26 protein-coding genes are annotated in these 23,130 nt (G+C 28.4%); 20 read left to right on the top strand and 6 right to left on the bottom strand.

Features of this window, described 5'->3' with window-relative positions; genetic code table 11:
• Window positions 1–126 precede the first annotated feature (126 nt).
• Genes L8X27_RS04215 through tpx form a run of 3 tightly spaced genes read left to right on the top strand, consistent with a single transcriptional unit; the run spans window position 127 to window position 3,159 of the window.
• Window positions 127–1,284, top strand: coding sequence for a M23 family metallopeptidase (locus L8X27_RS04215; protein WP_263681075.1), 1,158 nt, complete (start codon window positions 127–129; stop codon window positions 1,282–1,284).
• Window position 1,285: 1 nt separating this feature from the next.
• Window positions 1,286–2,629 carry a magnesium transporter gene (gene mgtE / locus L8X27_RS04210; RefSeq protein ID WP_133319709.1) on the top strand — a complete coding sequence of 448 codons (1,344 nt, stop codon included), beginning with the start codon at window positions 1,286–1,288 and terminating at the stop codon, window positions 2,627–2,629.
• Window positions 2,630–2,640: 11 nt separating this feature from the next.
• Window positions 2,641–3,159 (top strand): thiol peroxidase, encoded by a 519-nt coding sequence (gene tpx, locus L8X27_RS04205; RefSeq protein ID WP_263671168.1) that lies wholly within the window; start codon window positions 2,641–2,643, stop codon window positions 3,157–3,159.
• On the opposite strand, the gene L8X27_RS04200 is transcribed toward tpx, so the two are convergent.
• From L8X27_RS04200 to waaF, 6 genes are all read right to left on the bottom strand, one after another.
• A complete protein-coding gene (locus L8X27_RS04200) occupies window positions 3,156–4,541 on the bottom strand; it encodes a replicative DNA helicase (protein WP_263671167.1) in 1,386 nt (461 codons plus the stop codon). The two genes, tpx and L8X27_RS04200, sit on opposite strands and share 4 nt — an antisense overlap.
• A 12-nt stretch (window positions 4,542–4,553) precedes the next feature.
• A complete protein-coding gene (gene cysK, locus L8X27_RS04195; protein ID WP_263662201.1) occupies window positions 4,554–5,456 on the bottom strand; it encodes a cysteine synthase A in 903 nt (300 codons plus the stop codon).
• A 96-nt stretch (window positions 5,457–5,552) separates the two neighbouring features.
• Window positions 5,553–5,855, bottom strand: coding sequence for an HU family DNA-binding protein (locus tag L8X27_RS04190; RefSeq protein WP_039619003.1), 303 nt, complete (start codon window positions 5,853–5,855; stop codon window positions 5,553–5,555).
• A 91-nt stretch (window positions 5,856–5,946) separates the two neighbouring features.
• The gene (locus L8X27_RS04185; protein ID WP_263671166.1) at window positions 5,947–7,074 is read right to left on the bottom strand and encodes a hypothetical protein; all 1,128 of its coding nucleotides are present in this window, start codon (window positions 7,072–7,074) and stop codon (window positions 5,947–5,949) included.
• A gap of 8 nt (window positions 7,075–7,082) precedes the next feature.
• A complete protein-coding gene (locus L8X27_RS04180) occupies window positions 7,083–8,585 on the bottom strand; it encodes an MBOAT family O-acyltransferase (protein ID WP_263681074.1) in 1,503 nt (500 codons plus the stop codon).
• Window positions 8,586–9,506 (bottom strand): lipopolysaccharide heptosyltransferase II, encoded by a 921-nt coding sequence (gene waaF / locus L8X27_RS04175; protein WP_263662631.1) that lies wholly within the window; start codon window positions 9,504–9,506, stop codon window positions 8,586–8,588.
• Window positions 9,507–9,558: 52 nt separating this feature from the next.
• Between waaF and L8X27_RS04170 the strand changes: the two genes are divergently transcribed.
• Genes L8X27_RS04170 through L8X27_RS04090 form a run of 17 tightly spaced genes read left to right on the top strand, consistent with a single transcriptional unit; the run spans window position 9,559 to window position 23,130 of the window.
• Window positions 9,559–10,392, top strand: coding sequence for a glycosyltransferase family 2 protein (locus tag L8X27_RS04170; RefSeq protein ID WP_263671165.1), 834 nt, complete (start codon window positions 9,559–9,561; stop codon window positions 10,390–10,392).
• Complete coding sequence (locus L8X27_RS04165; RefSeq protein WP_263671164.1) at window positions 10,364–11,731, top strand: mannose-1-phosphate guanylyltransferase/mannose-6-phosphate isomerase; 1,368 nt, start codon at window positions 10,364–10,366, stop codon at window positions 11,729–11,731. The genes L8X27_RS04170 and L8X27_RS04165 overlap by 29 nt, the downstream gene beginning before the upstream one ends.
• Window positions 11,732–12,871 (top strand): GDP-mannose 4,6-dehydratase, encoded by a 1,140-nt coding sequence (gene gmd / locus L8X27_RS04160; protein WP_263671163.1) that lies wholly within the window; start codon window positions 11,732–11,734, stop codon window positions 12,869–12,871.
• Window positions 12,871–13,407, top strand: a complete 537-nt coding sequence (locus L8X27_RS04155; RefSeq protein ID WP_263671162.1) for a dTDP-4-dehydrorhamnose 3,5-epimerase family protein — start codon at window positions 12,871–12,873, stop codon at window positions 13,405–13,407. Before gmd ends, L8X27_RS04155 begins: the two co-directional genes overlap by 1 nt.
• Before the next feature lie 11 nt (window positions 13,408–13,418).
• Window positions 13,419–13,817 (top strand): hypothetical protein, encoded by a 399-nt coding sequence (locus L8X27_RS04150; RefSeq protein WP_263671161.1) that lies wholly within the window; start codon window positions 13,419–13,421, stop codon window positions 13,815–13,817.
• Entirely contained in the window at window positions 13,817–14,389 is a 573-nt protein-coding gene (locus tag L8X27_RS04145) for an acyltransferase (RefSeq protein ID WP_263671160.1), read from the top strand. Before L8X27_RS04150 ends, L8X27_RS04145 begins: the two co-directional genes overlap by 1 nt.
• A gap of 16 nt (window positions 14,390–14,405) precedes the next feature.
• Entirely contained in the window at window positions 14,406–15,509 is a 1,104-nt protein-coding gene (locus L8X27_RS04140) for a DegT/DnrJ/EryC1/StrS family aminotransferase (protein WP_263671159.1), read from the top strand.
• Window positions 15,506–16,495: a hypothetical protein gene (locus L8X27_RS04135; RefSeq protein WP_263671158.1), complete on the top strand. Its 990-nt coding sequence runs from the start codon at window positions 15,506–15,508 to the stop codon at window positions 16,493–16,495. Before L8X27_RS04140 ends, L8X27_RS04135 begins: the two co-directional genes overlap by 4 nt.
• Window positions 16,496–16,497: 2 nt before the next feature.
• Entirely contained in the window at window positions 16,498–17,457 is a 960-nt protein-coding gene (locus L8X27_RS04130; protein WP_263671157.1) for an alpha-1,2-fucosyltransferase, read from the top strand.
• Between the two features lie 8 nt (window positions 17,458–17,465).
• Window positions 17,466–18,341, top strand: a complete 876-nt coding sequence (gene rfbA, locus L8X27_RS04125; RefSeq protein WP_263671156.1) for a glucose-1-phosphate thymidylyltransferase RfbA — start codon at window positions 17,466–17,468, stop codon at window positions 18,339–18,341.
• Window positions 18,342–19,376, top strand: a complete 1,035-nt coding sequence (gene rfbB / locus L8X27_RS04120) for a dTDP-glucose 4,6-dehydratase (RefSeq protein WP_263671155.1) — start codon at window positions 18,342–18,344, stop codon at window positions 19,374–19,376.
• A complete protein-coding gene (locus tag L8X27_RS04115) occupies window positions 19,373–19,951 on the top strand; it encodes an acyltransferase (RefSeq protein ID WP_263681072.1) in 579 nt (192 codons plus the stop codon). Before rfbB ends, L8X27_RS04115 begins: the two co-directional genes overlap by 4 nt.
• Before the next feature lie 5 nt (window positions 19,952–19,956).
• Entirely contained in the window at window positions 19,957–20,394 is a 438-nt protein-coding gene (locus L8X27_RS04110; protein ID WP_263671153.1) for a sugar 3,4-ketoisomerase, read from the top strand.
• Window positions 20,391–20,792: a sugar 3,4-ketoisomerase gene (locus L8X27_RS04105; protein WP_263671152.1), complete on the top strand. Its 402-nt coding sequence runs from the start codon at window positions 20,391–20,393 to the stop codon at window positions 20,790–20,792. The genes L8X27_RS04110 and L8X27_RS04105 overlap by 4 nt, the downstream gene beginning before the upstream one ends.
• Complete coding sequence (locus L8X27_RS04100; RefSeq protein ID WP_263671151.1) at window positions 20,789–21,223, top strand: N-acetyltransferase; 435 nt, start codon at window positions 20,789–20,791, stop codon at window positions 21,221–21,223. The genes L8X27_RS04105 and L8X27_RS04100 overlap by 4 nt, the downstream gene beginning before the upstream one ends.
• Window positions 21,224–21,244: 21 nt before the next feature.
• The gene (locus L8X27_RS04095; RefSeq protein ID WP_263681071.1) at window positions 21,245–22,063 is read left to right on the top strand and encodes a formyltransferase family protein; all 819 of its coding nucleotides are present in this window, start codon (window positions 21,245–21,247) and stop codon (window positions 22,061–22,063) included.
• 2 nt (window positions 22,064–22,065) lie between these two features.
• Window positions 22,066–23,130, top strand: a complete 1,065-nt coding sequence (locus tag L8X27_RS04090; RefSeq protein ID WP_263671149.1) for a glycosyltransferase family 2 protein — start codon at window positions 22,066–22,068, stop codon at window positions 23,128–23,130.

Here is a 23,130-nt window from a genome sequence, read left to right as displayed (position 1 = left end):
CTTGACAACTGATGCTCCTTAAAAAAGTGTAAAAATTAAATTATATTGTATTTTCCTTACAAAATTGTAAGAAAAATTAAGTAAAATACAAATTTATGTTTAAATTTTAGAAGGCTTTAAAATACCATGAAAAAAATTTTCATATCTTTACTTATATCGATAAAACTTTTTGCTATTTCAAGTGTTGAAGAACTTTCTTGGGAGAATGGCAAAACTTTACTTGATTTTTTACAAGATCACTCCATACCTTTAAATTTATACTATAATCTTGATGCTGAAGATAAAGAACTAAGTGCAGAAATTGCAAGTGGCATTAAATACCAAATGTTAAAAGATGATCAAGGAGAATTAGAACAGGTTTTAATCCCAATCAGTGATGATTTACAAATTCATATTTACAAAAACACTGAAAATAAATTCGTATTAAGTTTTACTCCAATTTCTTATACCAAAGAAAAAAGAACTATTCGCGTAGCTATTAACAATTCAGCTTATCAAGATGTTTATGATGAAAGTGGTAGCGTAACCTTAGCAAGAGCTATGGTAAGAGCTTTTAAAAATAGTGTTAATTTTAAAAATGTTAGAAAAGGCGATAGTGTAGTATTAATTTATGAGCAAAAAAGAAGACTAGGAAGACTTTTTGGCGATATTAATATCCAAGCAGCTTTAGCTAATATTAGAGGTAAAGAATATTCTGTATTTTTATATAAAGATTCTTATTATAATGCTCAAGGAAAAGAGCTTGAAAATTTCTTTTTAACTAAACCTGTCAAATATACAAGGATTTCAGATCGTTTTACTAGAGCAAGATACCATCCTATCCTAAAACGCTATAGAGCACACCTAGGTGTTGACTATGCAGCTCCAACGGGTACTCCAGTTAAAAGTGCAGGAGATGGAACGATTAGCTTTGTTGGGACAAAAGGTGGTTATGGTAAGGTTGTACAAGTAAAACACATGTCAGGCTATATGACTTTATATGCTCATCTTAGTCGCTTTGCAAAAATCAAACGCGGACAAAAAGTTAAGCAAGGACAAGTGATTGCTTATGTAGGCTCTACTGGTATGAGCACTGGACCACATTTGCATTTTGGACTTTATCTAAATAATAAAGCAATTAATCCTGAAACTATAGTTAAAATTCCAAAATCAAGCTTAAGTGGAAAAAACAAAGAAGAATTTTTAAAAATGGCAAAAGAGTATGAAAACCGCTTGCAAAGCATTGATGAAAATTATAAAAATCCACCAAAAGAACAAAATATAGAAAATTCTATGGAGCTTTGAGATGATGAATGATTTTTTAGAAGCACAAGAACTTTTAAAAAATACTTTCAAAGATCAAAGTACCTATGAAATCAATGAAGCCTTAAAAACTATTAAAAGGCATGATGAAGAGCTTTATTTAAAAACTCTTAAATCTTTTGATACTTACACACTTGCAAATGTAGCTACTATAACGCCTGAACATATCTTAGAAGATATTTTAGAAAACTTAAGCATTATAAAGATTGCAAAAGCAGTAGAAGAGCTTGAAAGTGATGATGCAACAGACTTAATTAAGCGTTTTGAAGAGCTAAATCCACAAAAAACTTTAGCTATTTTAAACCGCTTAAGTTCAGAAGATAAAGAAGAAATTTTACGCCTTAAAAATTATGATGAAAATACCGCTGGTGCTTATATGCAAACAGAAATTTTCACAGCCTCTATTAATGAAAGTATAGAAAAGGCCATTAAAAGATATAGAATTTTAAAGCATTCAGGACAAGTAGATCAAATTTTTCAAGTTTATATCATAGATAAACAAGGAAAACTTTGCAATGCTATCAACCTAAGCGATCTCTTGCTTTGGGATTTTAAACTAAGTTTTGCAGATATTATTAAAAACAACAATGAAAAATATAAATGTTATAGCATTAAAGATCATGAAGATATACAAAAGGCTATTGATATAGTAGAAGATTATGATTTAAGTGTTTTGGCTGTTATAAATGATGATGGAGTGCTTTTGGGTAGAATTACTTATGATGATATTCATGATTTAATCCAAGAAAATGCAACAGAGCAAATTTATAATTTAGCTGGAGTTGATGCAGATGTTGAAGAAGAAAGTGCTTTTAAAGCAGCTAAAGCAAGAGCTTTTTGGCTCATGATTAATCTTACAACTTCATTAATTTCAGCTAATATCATCAGTCTTTTTTCAGGTGAAATAGAACAACTTGTAGCTCTAGCAGTACTTATGCCTATTGTAGCTTCCATGGGAGGTAACACAGGCTCACAAGCCTTAGCGGTAACAGTTAGAAAACTCTCACTCAATGAAGTAGAATTTAAAGATGCTAAAAAAGTTATATTAAGAGAGAGTGGAATTTCTTTATTAAATGGGCTTATATTTGCTAGCGTTATGAGTATTATAGCTTTTATATGGTTTAAAACAGCCCTTTTAGGACTTGTTATAGCTTTGTCAATGCTAATCAATCTAGCCTTAGCCGGTTTTGTAGGCTCTTTTGTGCCATTAACTTTGAAAAAATTTAAAATTGATCCTGCGGTGGGTTCAAGTGTTGTGATTACTGCAATTACTGATGGTTTGGGTTTTTTCAGCTTTTTACTTTTAGCTAAGATGATTTTATTATAAAAAGGAAAATTGTGTCAAGCATTATATATAAAAAACAAAACATAAAACTCACAGGAAATCAACTACAAATTGGCGATAATGCTCCAAAAGTGACTTTAAAAACTAAAAATCTTGCCTCAGTAGAAATAGCACCACCTGGAAAAACTCAAATTTTACTAACTTTTCCTAGCTTAGACACTCAAGTATGCTCCAAACAAGCTAAAGAAACTAACAAAAGATTGGCATCTATAAAAAACATTGAAGTGATTGTTGTTAGCATGGACTTACCTTTTGCTATGGATCGTTTTTGTGCAACTGAAGGAATTGATAATATCATAGTTGCAAGTGATTTTGCCTTTAAAGATTTTGGCACTAATTATGGAGTATTAATACATGATAGTATATTTGCAGGATTATTAGCAAGATCAGCTTTTGTAGTTAAAGATGAAAAAATAATATACAAACAGCTCGTAAAAGAGCTGATGGGAAAAATTGATTTTAAAGATTTAGAGCTTTTTATACAAAACGATTATCGCTATTCTTTAAATTAACCTTCAAAATTGGTAACTATAAAATCTTCTTTTGGAGCTTCAATAAAGCACGATTTTTCTTTTAAGAAAAGCAAATCTACATGCCCTACAGGACCATTTCTATTTTTACCTATAATAAGCTCAGCTTTTTCTTGCACAGGATTTGGCATAAATTTTCTCTCATAAGTTTTGCCTTCATTTTTGGCTTTATTTTCTCTTTCTTTTTCTTCTTGTTCTCTATAAACCTCATCTCTATATACAAATAAAATCGTATCTGCATCTTGTTCTATAGCGCCACTTTCTCTTAAATCACTAAGCATAGGTCGTTTATTTGCTCTACTTTCTAATGAACGATTTAATTGCGAAAGTGCCACTACTGGCATATTTAATTCTCTTGCTAAAAGCTTTAAACCTCTTGAAATTTCACTCACCTGCAAATGCCTATCATTAAAAGCTGAATTACTCATCATAAGGCCGATGTAATCAACTACGCAAAGCTCAATACTCTCATCTTGAGCCTTGATTTTGCGTAAAATTGAACGAATGTCTGCTATGCTAGCATAACCACTATCATAAATATAAAGATTTTTTTGTGCATATTCATTACAAGCATCACCTACCCTACTCCACTCATCATCGTTTAAATCTGCGATTAGAATTTTTTGCAAAGGAATGGAAGTTTTTGCACTGATTAATCTTTGCATGATTTGCGTAGCAGGCATTTCTAGTGAAAACATTACAACACCTTTATTTTGCCTTAGTGTTTTTTCTATAAAATTTAAACAAATTGTAGTTTTTCCCATGCCAGGGCGTGCTGCGATGATTACAAGATCGCCAGGTTTAAAGCCTTTTGTCATTTTATTAAGCTCACCAAAACCTGTATCAAGTCCCAAAATATCTTTATTTTCAGCTTCTTTTTGCTTTTTAAACTCATCCATAAGCTCAGACATCACCATAGTCATATCCTTAATACTATTACTATTTACACGGTTTGTAAGATTAAAAATTTCTTTGCCTATTTCGTCTGAGATTTGAGAAATGCTTTTATCTTCATTTACCCTTGTAGGTATAGTATAAGCAAAATTTAAAAGCTGGCGTCTAATGGATTTTTCTCTTAATTCATAAGCGTATTTACTCACATCTGCTATGGAAGTAGTAGCTAAAACTTCAGCTAAAATTTGCTCATCTACTTTTTTATGTTTTCTTATAAAACTTGCACTTATAGGCTCGCCTGCATTCACACAAGCTAAAATAGCTTTATAAATATCTTGATGAGCTTTGAGTGAAAAATCATTAATTTCAATATCTGAAGAAATACTAAAAAAAGAATCTTCGCTATATATACAAGAACTTAAAATCGCCCTTTCAAGATCTAAATCAAAATGTTCATTATTTTGACTCATACATGCTCCTAATTATAAATTTGCAAATAAATCAGTTGATAAATACCTCTCGGCTGTATCATTTAACATAGTCAAGACTTTTTTATCAGGGTTTTCTAAAGCAATTTTTCTAGCCATATATACATTTGCACCACTTGAAATTCCTGCCATTATGCCATTTTTACCAAGCTCTAAGGCTGTATTTATAGCATCTTCATTGCTTACACAAACTATCTCATCTATAATTTTTTGATTTAAAATTTTAGGGATAAAATTTGCACCTATACCTTGAATTTTATGGCTTGCAGCGGTATTTTGGCTCAAAAGTGGCGAAGATGCGGGTTCTAAGGCTATGATTTTGACATTAGGATTGTGTTCTTTTAAAATTTCTCCTACCCCGCTAATAGTCCCGCCTGTACCAAAACCTGCTAAAAAAATACCAAGATCGGGTAAAGCTTTTAAAATTTCTAAAGCAGTATTTTTTTTATGTGCGTTTTTGTTGTTGATATTTTCAAATTGACTTACCATAAATGAATTTGGAATTTCACTCAAAAGCTCATTAGCTCTATCAAGTGCTCCTTGCATGCCTTTACTTGCTTGAGTAAGTTCTAGCTTTGCACCAAAAAAACTCATCATTTTTCTACGCTCAATACTCATAGACTCAGGCATAGCTATGATAAGTTTAAGCTTTAAGCTTGCACAAATCATTGCTAAAGCTATGCCGGTATTTCCACTTGTAGCTTCTATAATGGTTGTTTCTTGATTGATTTTACCTTCATTTAAAGCTTGTTTTATCATCTCCACAGCCGCTCTATCTTTTATAGAATGACTTGGATTAAAATACTCGCATTTAGCATAAAGATTTGGAGCAAATTCTTTTAAAGAAATAATCGGGGTATTACCTATACAATCTAAGATATTATTATAAACTGACATTGTCTTCCTTTAATATTTTTAAAAACAATATCAAAAGAAAATTAATACTTAACTATGAAGAAAAACGCAAAAGTTTTTTAACTTTTGCGCAAAGAATTATTTTTTAGCTTTTTTAGCAGTTTTAGCAGCAGCAACTGCGTCTTTAAGGTTTTTACCTACTTTAAATTTAGCAACTTTAGTAGCAGGTACTTTAATAGTAGCACCAGTGCTTGGCACTCTAGCTTCTCTAGCAGCTCTTTCAGCTACAGAAAATGTACCAAAACCGATAAAGCTAATGCTATCACCTTTAGCTAATACATCAGTAATAGTAGCGATTACTGCATCAGTAGCTGCAGTTGCATCTTTTTTAGTTAGCCCAGCAGTTTGAGCAACTTGAGAAATAAAATCTGCTTTAGTCATAAAAAGCTCCTTGATTAAAAATGATTGTTAAGTTTAACACATTTATCAAGCTTTTGCAAGAGGTTTTCATGCAAAAAAGCTTTTCTTAGCACTATTTATCTAAAATACCACTTGCTTTTATTTGCTCAATTAAAGGATTTAAATCATAATTTTTGATTTTTTCTTCCATGATTTTAAAATACTCATCCATATTTTCAGGTGTTAAAATATTTGTTTGGTTTTTAATAGCATCAAGTTGCATTGAATTCATATCTATGTCATGATGGCTTATATCATAATAATTTTCTATTTTATCTGCATAGTCAAGATCATCAAAGCCATAAATTTTTACATTAAAGTCATTTTTTGTTTGACAAATCAACCATTTTGTTATCTTTGTAAGTTTTGAAAAATACAATCCAGCATTATTATAAGTGCGATTTACATTTTTCATTTTATAAGACAACCTAGAGCTAACAGGAATAACTAAATGAAAATTTACATTATTATTCTTTTGAATATATTTTAATAAATAATTCATTATATATTTTTTTTGCTCACTAATATCAATATTACTATATGTTTTAAAATCTTCTGTTTTGATATTATTTTTTAACTTTTCCAAATCATTTTTAGAGTAATATTTTATCCAATTAGCAAATCCTCCTAAATACTCTATTTTTGTTATCCAATTTTTCATATCTTCTAAATTAGTATATTTTCCAATGCATTTTTCTTTTATAGAAAATTTCAATGCACATAATAAAAATTTTGTATTTAAATAAATTTTAAAAGGTAATGCTTTTCCTGTATATAAAAAATCAAAATTTGTAGTATTATCATATAAATCATAATTTACTAAAGTAAAATAATCAATAGATATAATTACATTTTTAACCTTTTGGTGTTTTAGTAGATAGTTTAAAATAAAACTTCTAGCTTTTAAAGTGCTACCTAAAATTGAAAGATTAACCCACTCACCACCTAGTTTTTCTTTTGCTTCAATTGCAGAAAAACTTTTCATCATCGAAGTACCTAAAATCACAGAATCAAAATCATTATAATCAATAATACCTTTTGCCTGAATTCTCATATCATCATGATATGTTTTTTTTCTAAACCAAGGTTCATGATAAAGTTGCAATGGATCATACACATAAAGTAAAACTCCTAAAAACAATATAAAAGGCAAAGGTATTAATAAAGAATAAATTACAAATTTTTTATATGATTTAAACATTTTTATCCTTAGAAATTAAAATAAATAAATTCAGTATAAGGAACTACTCCTAAAGTTATCAAAGCTATATATAAAAAAAGCATGACTAATAAAGAATTTATATAACTAGCTTTAAAATTTTCAAGTTTTTCAATACTATTTTTAAACCCAATACATAAAATCATACAAATGATAATATAAATTAAAGTTTCATTACTACCACTAATTTGCGCTAAAGATTCTTTCATTCTATGCCATTTTATTGGTAAATCTACCCAAGTTAAACCAAACATAGCTTTTAAAAGATTTATAGCACCTTGAAGATTTTCGCTTCTAAAAAATATCCACGCAAGATTAATAAAATTAAAAGTTACAAACCATGCAAATATTTTATAAACAATATTTTCTTTAAATTTGGCATTTGGGGTTATAAAAGTATATATTCTATGAAGTACCATAGCTAGTCCATGCAACACTCCCCATATCACAAAACCCCATCCAGCTCCATGCCATACTCCACTTACAAAAGCCACTATAAAAAGATTTCTCAAATTTACAATCTTAGAAACTCTATTACCACCTAAAGGTATATATAAATAATCTTTTAAAAATTTACCTAATGTCATATGCCATCTTCTCCAAAAATCACTTATATTTAATGCTTTATAAGGAGAATTAAAATTAATAGGGAGTTTTATACTAAAAAATAAAGCTATGCCTATAGCCATATCACAATATCCACTAAAATCAAAATAAAGTTGAAAAGTATAAGATAAAGAAGTTGCCCAAGCTTCAAAAATATTTAAAGCACCTCCATTTTCAACTATCTTAAACCCTGCATTAGCCCAAAGTACAAAAGAATCAGCAATATACACTTTCTTAAATAAACCCATAGAAAATATAAATAATCCTTTGGCTATATTTTCCCAATTAATAAGAATAGAACTATTCCAAAGCATATTCTTAAATTGAGGCATCATTTCTTTATGATGCACTATTGGACCTGCTATAAGCTGAGGAAAAAATGTTATAAACAAAGCATAATCTAAAATATTTATTTTATATGTATTTTCACTTTTTAAACCTTCTATGTTTGTTCTTTTATAACAATCTATCAAAAAAGCAATTTGTTGAAAAGTAAAAAAAGATATAGCCAAAGGTAGTAATATATGCGGCAAAGGAATATTAAAATCTAGTTGGGCTATTTGAAAAAATACATTAAAATTTTCTAAAAGAAAATTGGTGTATTTGAAAAAAGAAAGCAAAGCTAAATTAAAAAACACTCCGCTATAAAATAATAGCTTTACCCCCCCCCTATTAAGTAAAATTAAATTTGCAAGATAAAAATTTACACCCATAGAGAGCAATAAAATCAAAACATATTCAACCTTCCAAAAGGCATAAAAAAATAAACTTGCTAAGACTAAAAATAATTTTGCGCTTTGAATATGATTAAATTTTTTAAGCATATAAAATATAATTAAAACTATAGGTAAAAATATAAATATAAATTCATAAGAACTAAAAACCATTTACACTCCTAAAATATTTTTTGCTAAATTTATTACCACTTCAGGCTTTAAATCTTTCATACATTTATGGTGTTTTAAAGGGCAGACCTTTTGCATACAAGGCATACAAGCTAAATTTAAATGTGCTATTTTAGCATTTTCTTGCCAAGGCGAGGTTTGACTAAATTTAGTCGAGCCAAAAATAGCCACCGTTTTCACCCCATAAACTGCACCTATATGCATAGGACCACTATCGTTTGTGATGAGCAAATCAAGCATAGAAATATTTTTACATAAAGCATAAATACTAGTTTTGCCACAAAGATTTTTTGATTTGATACCTTCTTTTAGAAAAAAATACTCAATTTCATCACAAATTTCTCTCTCACTTTCTACTCCAAAGATTAAAATTTGATGAGTTGAGCTAAATTCTTTTGCTACCCTTGCAAAATAGCTCGCTTCCCATCTTTTCGCACTTCCAAAATGTGCACCCGGGTTTATACCTAAGATTTTTTGAGTTGATTTTGCTTTTATAGGGAGTTTTAAAGCATTTGAAGTGGCTTTAAAATTTAAGGCTTTTTCTATGAAATTTAAGTATTTTAAGACTTGGTGTTCTTCTTTTAGAATATTTTTATCAAAATAAAATCTTTTTTTTGCTTTGATTAGATTTAAAATGATCTTGCTTGAAAATGCCGAGCGAAACGAAAAAGCTAGATCAAATTTACCAAGGTTTTTTCTAGCTTTTAAAATTTGCCTATATCTTTGCTTTTTATTTTCTACTAAAATTTGAGCATTTTCAAAGCGTTTAAAAAGCTCTGTGCTTACAAAAGAACCATAAAAAGTAAATTTAGCTTGAGGGTATTTTTCTTTCATAGCATAAATAGCCGCACTAGCCATCACCGCATCACCAAGCCAAGTAGGAAGGTTGATAAAAATATTCATAATTTTCCTTAAAAATAAAAGCTATAATTATATCAAAAAATAAAGAGCTAAAATGAGTCAAATTTCCATCATACTACCAACCTATAATGTGGAAAAGTATATTGCTAGAGCATTAGAAAGTTGTATTAAACAAACTTTTAAAGATATAGAAATCATTGTGGTAGACGACCTTGGCAATGATAAAAGTATAGATATAGCTAAAGAATATGCTAGTAAAGATGATAGGATAAAAATCATACACAATGAAGAAAATTTAGGAACTTTTGCTAGTAGGAATATAGGTGTATTAAATGCAAAATCAGATTTTATAATGTTTTTAGATCCTGATGATTATTTAGAGCTTAACGCTTGTGAAGTTGGGCTTGAAAAAATCAAAAATGTAGATATGGTAGTGTTTGATGCATATGTACATAGAGTGAAATTTAAGAAATTTTATAGATTTAAACAAGATGGGCTTTTTAACAAAGATGAATTTTTGGAATTTTTACTTAAACAAAAGCATTTTTGTTGGAGTGTTTGGGCGAAAGTATATAAGAAAAATTTGATTTTAAAAAGTTTTGAGCATGTTGATTTTAAAGAGAGGCTTTGCTATGGAGAGGATGTGCTTTTTAACTATGTAAATTTTCTGATTAGTGAAAGTTTTTTTATATCGAAAGAATGTATATACCGCTATGAATTTAATGAAAATGGTAGATATGAAAACAAAAATAAAGAAATTTTATGGCAAAATTACATGCATAAAAAGCAAAGTTTAAAATACATTAAAAAATTAACTAATATTTTTCAATATAAGCATTTTAGTGAAAAAATATTAGAAGTTTTAGAAAAAGAAATTTTAGGATTAGAGAGTAGAACAAATGACCAATATCCTTCTTTGTGGTGGTAGCGGCACAAGACTTTGGCCACTTAGCAGAACACTAATGCCAAAACAATTTTTAAAATTATTTGATGATAAGTCTTTATTTGAGTTAGCTTTGCAAAGAAATTCCAAATTTTGCTCTAATACTTTAATAGTATGCAACGAAGAACAGTATTTTCTAGCTCTTGATCAAATTTCAAACACAAGTGAAGCTAGGTTTATCTTAGAACCACTAGCAAAAAATACTGCGGCAGCTATTACTTTAGCTTGTTTATCTTTGCCTAAAGAAGAAATAGTTTTAATTACACCAAGTGATCACTTAATCAAAAATGAAAAAGCATATCAAGAAGCAATAGCTAAAGCTTTAGAATTTGCAAATAATAATTATCTTGTCACTTTTGGTATAAAACCTGATAATCCACATACTGGATATGGCTATATTAAATCCAAAAATACTTATGATGTTGAAGCTTTTATAGAAAAACCAAATTTTAAAAAAGCTAAAGAATTTTTAGAAGATGGAAATTATTCATGGAATTCTGGTATGTTTATGTTTAAAGTTGGTTTTTTCTTAGAGCAAATACAAGCTTATTCAAAAGAAATATATGATTTTTGTTTAAAAGCGCATAAAAATGCTTTAATACAAAATGATTTTATCAAAATCAAATCAGCAGACATGGAGAAAATTCCAGAACTAAGTATAGATTATGCCTTGATGGAAAAATCAAACAAAGTAAAAGTGATACCTAGTAACATTTCTTGGAGTGATGTAGGAAGCTTTGAAAGCTTAGCTAAAGAGTTTAATAATGGTAATAATTATTCTAATGTTAATACCAAATTTTTAGATTCTAATAATATCTTTTGCTATGCAAGCGATCAAAAGAAATTTATAGCTACAATTGATCTTGATGATATATTTATCATAGATACTCAAGATGCGCTTTTAATTAGCAAAAAATCATCCTCTCAAAAAGTAAAGCAAATTTATGAAGCTATTCAAGAAAATGAAAATCTAAGTAAAAATCATCTTTGTACGCATAGACCTTGGGGGAGTTTTACTATACTTGAAGATGAAAAAGGATATAAAATCAAACGTATAGAAGTTAAACCTGGTAAAAGACTTTCTTTGCAAAAACATTTTCACAGAAACGAACATTGGATAGTTTTAAGTGGTACGGCAAGCGTAGAAATAGATGGAGTGGAAAATTTAGTAAGACCTAATGAATCAATCTATATAAAAATGGGGCAAAAACATCGTTTAAGTAATTATGGCAAAATTCCTGTTGTGATTATAGAAGCTCAAGTGGGTGAATACACAGGTGAAGATGATATAGTAAGATTAGAAGATGATTATAAAAGGATATAAATGAAAAAAGTGGCATTAATAACTGGAGTTACTGGACAAGATGGGGCGTATTTGTCTGAATTTTTACTCAATAAAGGTTATGAGGTACATGGCATAAAAAGAAGATCTTCTTTATTTAACACAGATAGAATAGATCATTTGTTTGAAGGTCATCATGGAAAAGAAAATGATTTTTATTTACACTATGGTGATATGACTGATTCTATGAATTTAACTAGAATAATAGCTGAGATTAAACCTGATGAGATTTACAATCTTGCTGCTATGAGTCATGTGCATGTTAGCTTTGAAACACCTGAATACACGGCAAATGCTGATGGTATAGGTACGCTTAGAATACTTGATGCGGTGAGATTTTTAAATCTAACTCAAAAAACTAAAATTTATCAAGCCTCTACCTCAGAGCTTTTTGGAAAAGTACAAGAAACCCCACAAAGTGAAAAAACTCCATTTTATCCAAGAAGTCCTTATGCAGTAGCAAAAATGTATGCATATTGGATTACAGTAAATTACAGAGAAGCTTACGATATGTTTGCATGTAATGGAATTTTATTTAATCATGAAAGTCCCGTTAGAGGAGAAACATTTGTAACTAGAAAAATCACCCGCGCGGCTGCAAAAATAGCTTTAAATTTAGATGATATACTTTATCTTGGTAATTTAGATGCTAAAAGAGATTGGGGTCATGCAAAAGATTATGTAAAAATGATGTGGATGATACTTCAACATAAAAAGGCCGATGATTGGGTTATAGCTACTGGAAAAACTACTACAGTGAGAGACTTTGTGAAGCTTGCCTTTGAATACTGCGGGATAAAATTAAATTTTAAAGGAAGCGGAGTAGATGAAGAAGGTTTTATAGAAGATTTTGACCAACAAAGAGCTAAAGAGCTTTCTTTAAATTTTAATCATCTTCAAAAAGGTCAAGTAGTAGTAAAAGTGAATCCTAGATATTTTAGACCTACTGAAGTTGATTTGCTTTTAGGTGATCCTTCTAAAGCCGAAAAAGAACTAGGCTGGAATAGAGAGTATAATCTTAAAAATTTAGTTGATGATATGATGAAAAGTGATTTAAAACTTATGAATAAAGATGTCTATCTGAAACAAGGTGGATATAAAATAATGAGGTATTATGAGTAATGGCTATAGAATTTAATATAGAAGAATCCAAAAAAATTAAAGGGGTTTATATTGTAACTCCAAATATTTCAACTGATTTGAGAGGAAATATTTGGACTTCTTTTTTAAAAGATGAAATAGAAAAATTACTACCTAAAGGATTATATTTTAAACATGATAAATTTTCAAAATCATGTCAAAATGTATTAAGAGGTATACATGGAGATTATAAATCTTGGAAATATGTAACTTGTGTTTATGGAGATATAATGCAAGTTGTAGTAGATTGTAGAAATGACTCTTCTACCTATCTTAAATGGGAAAGTTTTGATATCAATGAAGATAATCAAAAAATGATTTTAATCCCACCTAATATGGGCAATGCATATTATGCTAAAAGCAAAGAAGTGATATATCATTATAAATTAGCATATGATGGAGAATACCTAGATGCCAAAGAACAATTTACTTTTGCTTGGAATGATGATAAAATCAACATAAATTGGCCTACAAATAACCCTATTTTATCAGATAGAGATATGTTAAGTAAAAATTAAGGGAGATAATGATGAAAGAGATAATCAAAGATGGAATTATTTTAGCAAAACACATTCAAGCTTCAAAATGGGAGCAAGGACTCAAATTTTATTCCAATGATGATGAATTTATACAAGTTGGCACTTGGAATTATGATGCAAATAAAGAATTATTAGCACATACTCATAATGAAGTGGAAAGAAAAGTATATTGGACTCAAGAAGTTTTATATATAAAACAAGGTTCGATAAGTGCAAAAATTTATGATATTTATGATAGCTTTGTAGAAGAATTAATTGCAAAAGAAGGTGATGTTTTAATTCTACTTAGAGGTGGACACGGTTACACTATACTTGAAGATAATACTCAAGTTTTAGAAATAAAAAATGGCCCTTATGTGGGTGCGGATAATGATAGAAGAAGATTATAATGGCTTTTGATTTAGATGAAATGTTTTACACAAGAAAAGAACTTGAAAATATGAATTTTAAAAGTTTAGGTGAAAATGTCTTGATTGATCGTTTAACCCAAATTTATAAACCAGAAAAAATCTCTTTGGGAAATAATGTGCGCATAGGAAGTTACTGTATATTATCAGGAGATATTAACATAGGTAATTATGTCCATATAGCTTCATATAGCTTTTTAAATGGTGGTGGTGGTATAGATATTGGAGATTTCGTAGCTATATCAAGTTTTGTTAGAATATTAACAGAGAATTCAGACTTTTCCGGTGAAAGTTTTGCGACACCAATGATAGATATCAATTATCGTAACGACACAATTCTAAAAACTAAAATAAAAAAACATGTTGTCATCGGCTCAGGAAGTTTGATACTCCCTGGATGCCATCTTGAAGATGGGGTTGCAGTGGGTGCAATGAGTATGATAAACCAACAAACAGAGTCCTTTTGGATATATGCTGGAATTCCTGCAAAAAAAATAAAGAAAAGAAAAAAGAATATTTTAGAACTTGAAAATGAAATATTAAATAAATTATAATCAAAAAAGGACTAATATGGATTTTATAATGCAAATGAAGCCATGGTTTGGCAAGGAAGAAAAAGAAGCTATATGCTCTTATATGGATGAAGATGGTTTTATAACAGAATTTAAAAGAACTACTTTGCTAGAAGAAATGATAGCTAAATATACTAATGCAAAGCATTGTATAATTGTAAATAATGGAACTATAAGTTTAACTTTAGCAGCTCTTGCTTTAGATATAGGCTATAATGATGAAGTGATAGTTCCCAACTATACTATGATAGCTACTCCAAATTCTGTCAAAATGATAGGTGTAAAACCTGTTTTTGTTGATGTAGAAAAAGAAACTTTATGTATGAATATAGAAAAAGCTAAATCAGCTATTACTTCAAAAACCAAAGCTATTATTTTAGTCAGCGCAAATGGTAGATATCCCAAATCAGGTATAGAAGCATTTGAAAAATTATGCAAAGAAAAAAACATATATCTTATAGAAGATGCTGCACAATCTCTAGGCTCTTTTTACCCTGATAAAAGACACATTGGAACCGCAGGATGTATAGGTAGTTTTTCTTTTTCAGCACCAAAGATTATTTCCACTGGTCAAGGTGGAGCGTTAATAACAAATGATGATACTTTGGCTACAAAACTTAGAAAACTAAAAGATTTTGGTAGAAGTGGTGGTGGAAATGATTTCCATGATAGTATAGGATATAATTTTAAATTTACCGAACTTCAAGCTTGCATAGGTATAGAGCAAATGAAAAAACTTGATTTTAGAGTAAAAAGAAAAAAAGAAATTTACATAATGTATAAAGAACTATTGCAAAATATAAAAGAAGTAAAATTATTTGAGCAAGATATTATAAACACTACTCCATGGTTTTATGATATTTTAGCTGAAAATAGAGATGAGCTTCAAAATTATTTAAAGGATAAAAATATAGGAACAAGATTAATGTATGGGCCAATCAATAAACAAATAGCCTATCAAATTCCTGGCGAACATGAAGTTTCAAATTTAATTGGAAAAAAAGGACTTTGGTTGCCTTCATTTACACAAATTAGCGATGAAGAAATAGGATATATTTGTAAAATGATTAAGGAATTTTATAATCAAGAAAGTTTGCAATGAAATTAAGTGATCACATCCATATTTTACCTAAAAATATTTTTCAACATAAATATTATGGAAAATGTTATTACCCTTATTACAATAAAAGCTCGTTATTAAGCGATGAAACTCCTAACATATATAATGCCAATAGCGACAAAATGGAAATATTTTTTCTACGTGATGAACATTCAGCGCACAACCCTTATGGTGTAAACCATAAAATAGAAAATAAATATTTTTTATGGGATCGTTTTAATTTTGGGTTAAAAACACATTTTTATACTGGTAAAAGTATTTTAGAAACCATGGGAAAGCCAACAAAAAAAATAGCTTGGATCATAGAACCAAGATCCATTTTAGAAAAACCTTATAATTATTTTTACAAATACAAAGGATTACATGAAGAATTTGATTATATTCTAACACATGATGAAAAAATATTAAATGATTTTCCTAATGCAAAATTTATATATACAGCTGGAGTATGGTGTTATTTAGAAAAAAATGACAATCTCACTTGGAATGAAAATAAATTTCAAATTAAAGACAAAAATATCTCTATGGTTGTCTCTGGTAAAAATTTTACCCCTATGCATCAAATTCGCAATACAATAGCAGATAAAGTAAAAGATAAAATAGATGTTTTTGGAGCCTATGTGAACAAACCAATCCAATTTAAATCTCAATCTTTAGATAAATACAAATATCAAATAGTAATAGAAAATGAAATTTCATCATATGGTTTTACCGAAAAAATACTTGATTGTTTTATCTCGCAATGCATTCCTCTATATATAGGTGCTACAAAAATCAATGAGTTCTTTAATTTGGATGGCATTATAAAACTTTCCCCGGACAAGCTAGATGATTTAGAAAATATTTTGTTAAAATGTAATGAAAAAGAATATTTCTCTAGATTAGAAGCGGTTTTAGATAATTATCATAGAAGCCTTAAATATTTAAATTGCAATAACTTAATGTATGAAAAATTATTTAAGGAATAATAATGAATAATACTGTGATTATAAAAGTAGACGGCGGTATAGCTAGTCAAATTAACTTCTATACCCTAGGGCAATTGTTTGCAAAAAAAGGCTATAAAGTAAAATATGATATCACATGGTTTGATATAAATGGCGTAAATGTTTATAATACCAACAATGGATATTCGCAAAGTTTTAATGCTTATTGGGATTTGCCAAAAATTTTTCCTGATTTAAAAATCGACATAGCAACAAAAGAAGAAATTCACACTTTTAAGAAAAAATATAAAGTAAATGATGAACGCGCTTTAGAATTTAAACCACCAATGTATATAGATGGTTACAATCTAACACTTGGTAGACAAGCTAATACGACTTGTATTTATAATAATCTAAAAAAATATTTCAATCCTATAGACCTATCATCAAATAAAGAATTTGCAACTTTAGCAAATGAAATTGAAAATTCTCCAAGTTGTGGAATTCATATAAGAAGAGGTGATCTTAGTCAAGAGCATATAGTTTATGGTAAACCTACAAGCATTGAGTACTTCTTAAAAACCATTGATTTAGCAAATAAACTCAAACCAAATTTAAAATTATTTTTATTTAGTGATGATAAACAATGGGTGCAAGATAATTTAATTCCATACATCAAGCAAAATTATACATTATGTGACATTAGTACTCCTGAAAATGGGTATTTAGATCTTTATCTTTTATCAAAATGCAAAATCATCGTAGGGTCACATGGCGGCATGGGGTTAATGGCAAAATTACTTGCTGATTCTAATAGTATTTTTATAACTCCAAAAAATATACCACAATATAAATCTATAGATAATATAATCATGATAAATTGGCAAACCGAAGAAGATACGCAAACTACAAAGCCATTAAAAATAAAGTTTAGATATAAGCTAATACTAAAACTATACTATATTTTAAGACAAAAATTACTTGCAAAATTTATTATCAATTAGAGGAAAAAATGAAAGGTATTATTTTAGCAGGTGGCTCTGGAACAAGACTATATCCTAGTACTTTAACTTTATGTAAACAATTACTTCCAATCTATGATAAACCCATGATTTATTATCCACTTTCGGTGTTAATGCTTGCTCAAATTCAAGAAGTTTTAATTATATCTACACCAAAAGACATAGTAAAATTTCAAGAACTTTTTCAAGATGGATCATGGCTTGGGATGGATATATCCTATTGTATTCAAGAAAAACCTGAAGGATTAGCACAAGGCTTAATACTTGCTAGTGATTTTATAAAAAATGATGACATAGCTTTAATTTTAGGAGATAATATCTTCTATGGACAAGGTTTTACAGATATACTTAAAACCGCAAAAGAAGATGCAAAAAATCATTATGCAAGTATATTTTCATATCATGTAAAAGATCCAGAGCGTTTTGGGGTGGCAGAAATTTCTAAAAATGGAGAAGTTTTAAGCATAGAAGAAAAACCTCGGCATCCTAAGAGCAACTATGCTGTTACAGGATTATATTTTTATGATAATCAGGCTATAGACATAGCTAAAAATATCAAACCAAGTCAAAGAGGCGAGCTAGAGATAACTGATGTAAATATAGAGTATTTAAAACTAAAAAAACTAAAATCCCAAATTCTAGGAAGGGGTTTTGCTTGGGTTGATACCGGAACACACGATAGTCTCATAGAAGCAAGCTCTTTTGTGCAAACAATAGAATTAAGACAAGGTTATAAAATAGCCTGCTTAGAAGAAATAGCCTTTAGAAATAGGTGGATTGATGAGGCTAAGCTTTTAAAACGAGCTAAATTATTAGAAAAAAGTGGATATGGAAACTATCTTCAAAAAATTTTACAAGGTTTTTAAATGAATAATATCTTAATTACCGGAGGAGCGGGTTTTATAGGGAGTAATTTTATAAATCATCATTTACAACATCACCCAAAAGATAAAATCATCAATCTTGATTTACTAACTTACGCGGCAAATTTACAAAACCTTCAAGCAAGTAGTAATCATCCTAACTATACTTTTTACAAGGGAGATATTTGCGATCAACATCTAGTCCGTGATATTTTTCAAAAACATTCTATTAATATAGTTATTCATTTTGCAGCAGAATCACATGTAGATAATTCCATACAAAATCCTGATATTTTTATAAAAACCAATATCAATGGAACTTTTAATCTTTTACACAATGCCTATAAACATTGGTTTTTAGAGCCATTTGTGAAAAATCCAAAATTTAATAAAACTCTTTTTTATCATATTAGCACAGATGAGGTTTTTGGAAGTCTTGGGGAAGATGGTTATTTTACAGAAAAAACACCATATGCTCCAAATTCGCCTTATTCTGCTTCTAAAGCAAGTTCAGATATGCTCGTAAGAAGCTATCATCACACTTATGGATTAAACACTATAATCTCAAATTGTTCTAACAACTATGGCCCAAATCAACACGATGAAAAACTCATACCAACCATCATAAGAAACGCATTAAATGACAACTCTATCCCAATATATGGAGATGGTAAAAATATCCGAGATTGGCTTTTTGTACAAGATCATTGTGAAGCTATAGAGCAAATTTTACACTATGCTTTAGAAAATTCTAAAGATACTTTTTTTGATACATTCAATATAGGCGGAAATGAAGAATGGCAAAATATAGACATAGCTTATAAAATTTGCTCATTTTTAGATACAATTTTACCAAAACAACACTCATATAAAGAACAAATTTCTTTTGTAAAAGATAGAGCTGGGCATGATAGAAGATATGCTATAGATTCAAGCAAGCTTAAAAATACTTTACAATGGAAACCAAAAGAAAGTTTTGAGAGTGGCTTGGAAAAAACTATAAAATGGTATATACAAAAATATAAGGATATTAAATGACCTTTATTGGTAAGTTTTATCAAAAATGTCGAATATTATTCTATCGATATATTTTATCAAATATATATATAAAGGGTAAATTTAAAATAAATTCTCCAACGTTATTTCAAAGTTCCAATATGGGACAAATTAATATAGAAAAAAATGTTAATTTGGGATATTTTCCATCACCATATTTTTATTCTTGCTATAACCATATAGATGTAAGAGATCTAGGCTCATGCACCATTAAAAAAGATACATATCTTAATAATAACTTTAGTTTAATTTCTTATAAACATAAAATTATTATTGGCAAGAGATGTTTAATAGGAACAAACTTCTCGGCAATTAATTCAGATTTTCATGGTATTACTATTAACAATCGTAATAATCCAGAAAAAATTTTAAGCGCAGATATTGTAATCGGTGATGATTGTTTTATAGGAAATAATGTGACAATACTAAAAGGGGTTACACTAGGAAAAGGGTGTGTAATTGCAAACTCAAGTGTAGTTACCAAATCATTTAAAGATAATTCTTTAATAGGTGGCAATCCGGCTAAATTAATCAGAATGATCTCTCAAGAGGATTAAAACATATGAAATATAAACTTATAAACTTAAATTATTTTGATGATAAAAAATCAACATTAATAGCATGCGAAAAAAATATCAACTGCCCTTTTGAAATAAAAAGAATTTTTTATATTTTTGATATTCCAAAAAATACTATCAGAGGTGATCATGCAAACATAAATTCTCAATTCTTTTTTATTGCTCTAAAAGGAGAGTGTAAGATAAAAATTGATGATGGTAATAAAAAAGAAATTTTTTTGCTAAATAATCCAAAACAAGGGTTATTTTTAGATAAAATGTTATGGAAACAAATGTATGATTTTTCAAAAGACTGTATTTTACTAGTACTAGCTAATACTTACTATGATAAAAATGAATATATTTATAATTATGATGAATTTTGCAAAGCTAAAAATACGGAGGGGGGGGGATATGAATATGCTATCCTAAATGTAGCATGAAAGAAAAATATAAAATTTTAAATTTTTCAGCTATTACTGACAAAAGAGGTTCTTTAATAGCACTTGAAAATTTAAAAAATATTCCTTTTGAAATAAAAAGAATATATTATATTTTTGATACAAAGCCAGAATTTCCAAGAGGAGCTCATGCTCATACAAACTTAGAACAAGTTTTAATTATGATAGATGGATCATGTGAGATTATATTAAATGATGGTAAAATATCTCAAAATATAATCTTAAATCGTCCTGATATAGGGCTTTACATAGGTAAAAACATATGGAGAGAGATGAAAAATTTTTCTTATGGGGCAAAAATGCTTGTACTAGCAAGTGATTTTTATAATGAAAAAGAATATATAAGAAATTATGATAAATTTTTAAAGGTTATAAAGTGATACATTCTCTATCAGATGTGCAAAGTAAAAGTATAGGAGTTAATACAAATATATGGCAGTTTTGTGTAATTTTACCAAACGCCATTATTGGGGATAATTGCAATATATGTTCACATTGTTTTATAGAAAATGATGTAAGAATTGGTAATAATGTTACCATAAAATGTGGTGTACAAATTTGGGATGGTATAGAAATAGAAGATAATGTCTTTATAGGGCCTAATGTGACATTTTGCAATGATAAATATCCAAAATCAAAGCAATACCCTAAAGAATTTTTAAAAACTATTATTAAAAAAGGTGCTAGCATTGGAGCAAATGCTACTATTTTACCTGGAATTACTATAGGAGAGAATGCTATGATTGGGGGGGGGGCTATCGTTACCAAAAATATTCCAGCAAATGCAAAGTATTATTGCAAAATCAATTAATTATCTTAAAAAGCTATACAAATGATTAAATTATGTATAGCAGGAAAAAATGATATAGCGGTTAATTCGCTAGAATATATTCTAAAAAACCATTTTAAACCAAATCAAGTTGCAATCATTCCAAATAAAAATGATTTTGGTGTTAATTCATGGCAAAAATCACTATTAAATTATGCTCTTAATAATAATGTAAAAATTATAACTCTAGAAGAAGCATATAATTTGGAGCAAATAATATTTTTTTCATTAGAATTTGATCGAATAGTCAAAGTTGAAAAATTTAAATCAGATAAATTATTCAATATACATTTTTCTGCCCTTCCTAAATATAAAGGTGTTTTTACTTCTATCACACCTATTTTAAATAATGAAACAGAATCTGGAGTTACATTGCATTGTATAGATAATGGAATTGATACAGGAGATATAATAGATCAATATCTTTTTCCGATAAATATTAACGATACAGCAAGAGATCTTTATTTTAATTATTTAAATTACGGAGAGTACCTTTTTAAAAAAAATATTCAAAAAATAATAAACAATACTTATGAAAATTTTAAACAAAACAGTATAGGTTCGAGTTATTTTTCAAGACAAGATATAAATACAAATCATAAGATTAATTTTAAAAAAACAAGCTTTGAAATACACAATCAAATTAGAGCTTTTATTTTTAAAGAATATCAACTTCCAATCATAAGCAAAACAAAAATTATCAAATCAACGCTAACCAATGAATTTATAGGATATAATATATTTGAAGAATTTAAAGAGTATTTTATAATTTCAGGTATTGATGGATTTAAAATTATAGTACAAAAACACAATATAGGATAAAGATGAAAATTTCTATTTTAACCCCTTGTTTTAATCATGAAAAATATATTAAATATTTTATACAAAGCATTTTAGAGCAAGACTTTGAGAATTTCGAACTTATTATAGTAGATGATTACTCAAGTGATAACAGTGTAAAAGAAATTCAAAAATTTCAAGATCCAAGAATAAAACTCATAAAGCATGATTTTAACCAAGGTATAAATGGGGCTTTAAATACTGCTTTTGAAAATTCAAGTGGAGATTACATAGTATTTTGCGCAAGTGATGATATGCTGGAAAAAAATGCTTTGGAAAAGATTTATCAAATTTTTAACTCTTTAGAAGTAAATGTAATATATCCTAGTATGAGTGTTATAAACGATGAAAATATAGAAATTTCAAAAAGCTTTATCACTCAAAGATCAAATCTTGAAGCTTTGAGGCATTTATTTTTTAAAGGGAATTGTTTTTTCTCTCCCGGAATGGCTGTAAAAAAAGAGGTATTTAAAAAAATCTATCCTTTACCAAATGCACTATGCAATCACCAAGATACTCAAATACACATAAGCTTACTTACTCAAAAAGCTAAAATCCATTTTTCAAAAGAAACCTTAGTAAAATATAGAATTCGAGCTAATGAAGCAAATATAAGCACGCCTAATGCTTCCACAAAAGCTAGAGAAAATTTAGAAATAGAACTTTTAATGGATTCATTTTTAAAAATTCAAGATATAGAATTTTTAAAAGAAATTTTCAAAGATGAAATTAAAAAATTAAAAATCGAGCCTTTTGAAAATACCATAGAATTTTTTCTTGGAAGAATGGCGATAGAATCTCAAGAAAAAACTAGAAAATATTGGGGTTATCATAAAATAATACATTTTTATAACGACAAAAACAATGTTAAAATTCTTTTAGAAAAGTATAATTTTACCTTTAAAGATTTACTATCCTTATCTATTTTATGTGATGATGATAGAGTAGAGAAAAAATATAGAAAATATAAAAAGCTTTTTAATTATTCTCTTATATTTTCAAGTATAATTACCTTGATGTTTATATGTATTTTATTGCTAGGATTATAA

Origin of the sequence: Campylobacter sp. CNRCH_2015_1657 (assembly GCF_025772685.1) — a bacterium.
In the GTDB taxonomy this organism is placed as follows: domain Bacteria; phylum Campylobacterota; class Campylobacteria; order Campylobacterales; family Campylobacteraceae; genus Campylobacter_D; species Campylobacter_D lari_D.
The sequence above is the reverse complement of the archived record's forward strand: the minus strand, read 5'-3'. Positions and strand labels throughout refer to the sequence as shown.

Excerpts from the sequence above, each read along its gene's own strand:
- L8X27_RS04105 (WP_263671152.1), top strand. The coding sequence starts at position 20,391 with ATGAAAGAAAAATATAAAATTTTAAATTTTTCAGCTATTACTGACAAA.
- L8X27_RS04140 (WP_263671159.1), top strand. The coding sequence starts at position 14,406 with ATGGATTTTATAATGCAAATGAAGCCATGGTTTGGCAAGGAAGAAAAA.
- L8X27_RS04145 (WP_263671160.1), top strand. The coding sequence starts at position 13,817 with ATGGCTTTTGATTTAGATGAAATGTTTTACACAAGAAAAGAACTTGAA.
- gmd (WP_263671163.1), top strand. The coding sequence starts at position 11,732 with ATGAAAAAAGTGGCATTAATAACTGGAGTTACTGGACAAGATGGGGCG.
- cysK (WP_263662201.1), bottom strand. The coding sequence starts at position 5,456 with ATGTCAGTTTATAATAATATCTTAGATTGTATAGGTAATACCCCGATT.
- L8X27_RS04130 (WP_263671157.1), top strand. The coding sequence starts at position 16,498 with ATGAATAATACTGTGATTATAAAAGTAGACGGCGGTATAGCTAGTCAA.
- L8X27_RS04090 (WP_263671149.1), top strand. The coding sequence starts at position 22,066 with ATGAAAATTTCTATTTTAACCCCTTGTTTTAATCATGAAAAATATATT.
- L8X27_RS04200 (WP_263671167.1), bottom strand. The coding sequence starts at position 4,541 with ATGAGTCAAAATAATGAACATTTTGATTTAGATCTTGAAAGGGCGATT.
- L8X27_RS04180 (WP_263681074.1), bottom strand. The coding sequence starts at position 8,585 with ATGGTTTTTAGTTCTTATGAATTTATATTTATATTTTTACCTATAGTT.
- L8X27_RS04165 (WP_263671164.1), top strand. The coding sequence starts at position 10,364 with ATGACCAATATCCTTCTTTGTGGTGGTAGCGGCACAAGACTTTGGCCA.
- mgtE (WP_133319709.1), top strand. The coding sequence starts at position 1,286 with ATGATGAATGATTTTTTAGAAGCACAAGAACTTTTAAAAAATACTTTC.
- L8X27_RS04150 (WP_263671161.1), top strand. The coding sequence starts at position 13,419 with ATGAAAGAGATAATCAAAGATGGAATTATTTTAGCAAAACACATTCAA.
- L8X27_RS04135 (WP_263671158.1), top strand. The coding sequence starts at position 15,506 with ATGAAATTAAGTGATCACATCCATATTTTACCTAAAAATATTTTTCAA.
- L8X27_RS04185 (WP_263671166.1), bottom strand. The coding sequence starts at position 7,074 with ATGTTTAAATCATATAAAAAATTTGTAATTTATTCTTTATTAATACCT.
- L8X27_RS04095 (WP_263681071.1), top strand. The coding sequence starts at position 21,245 with ATGATTAAATTATGTATAGCAGGAAAAAATGATATAGCGGTTAATTCG.
- waaF (WP_263662631.1), bottom strand. The coding sequence starts at position 9,506 with ATGAATATTTTTATCAACCTTCCTACTTGGCTTGGTGATGCGGTGATG.
- L8X27_RS04110 (WP_263671153.1), top strand. The coding sequence starts at position 19,957 with ATGAAATATAAACTTATAAACTTAAATTATTTTGATGATAAAAAATCA.
- L8X27_RS04115 (WP_263681072.1), top strand. The coding sequence starts at position 19,373 with ATGACCTTTATTGGTAAGTTTTATCAAAAATGTCGAATATTATTCTAT.
- L8X27_RS04170 (WP_263671165.1), top strand. The coding sequence starts at position 9,559 with ATGAGTCAAATTTCCATCATACTACCAACCTATAATGTGGAAAAGTAT.
- L8X27_RS04155 (WP_263671162.1), top strand. The coding sequence starts at position 12,871 with ATGGCTATAGAATTTAATATAGAAGAATCCAAAAAAATTAAAGGGGTT.
- rfbB (WP_263671155.1), top strand. The coding sequence starts at position 18,342 with ATGAATAATATCTTAATTACCGGAGGAGCGGGTTTTATAGGGAGTAAT.
- L8X27_RS04215 (WP_263681075.1), top strand. The coding sequence starts at position 127 with ATGAAAAAAATTTTCATATCTTTACTTATATCGATAAAACTTTTTGCT.
- rfbA (WP_263671156.1), top strand. The coding sequence starts at position 17,466 with ATGAAAGGTATTATTTTAGCAGGTGGCTCTGGAACAAGACTATATCCT.
- L8X27_RS04190 (WP_039619003.1), bottom strand. The coding sequence starts at position 5,855 with ATGACTAAAGCAGATTTTATTTCTCAAGTTGCTCAAACTGCTGGGCTA.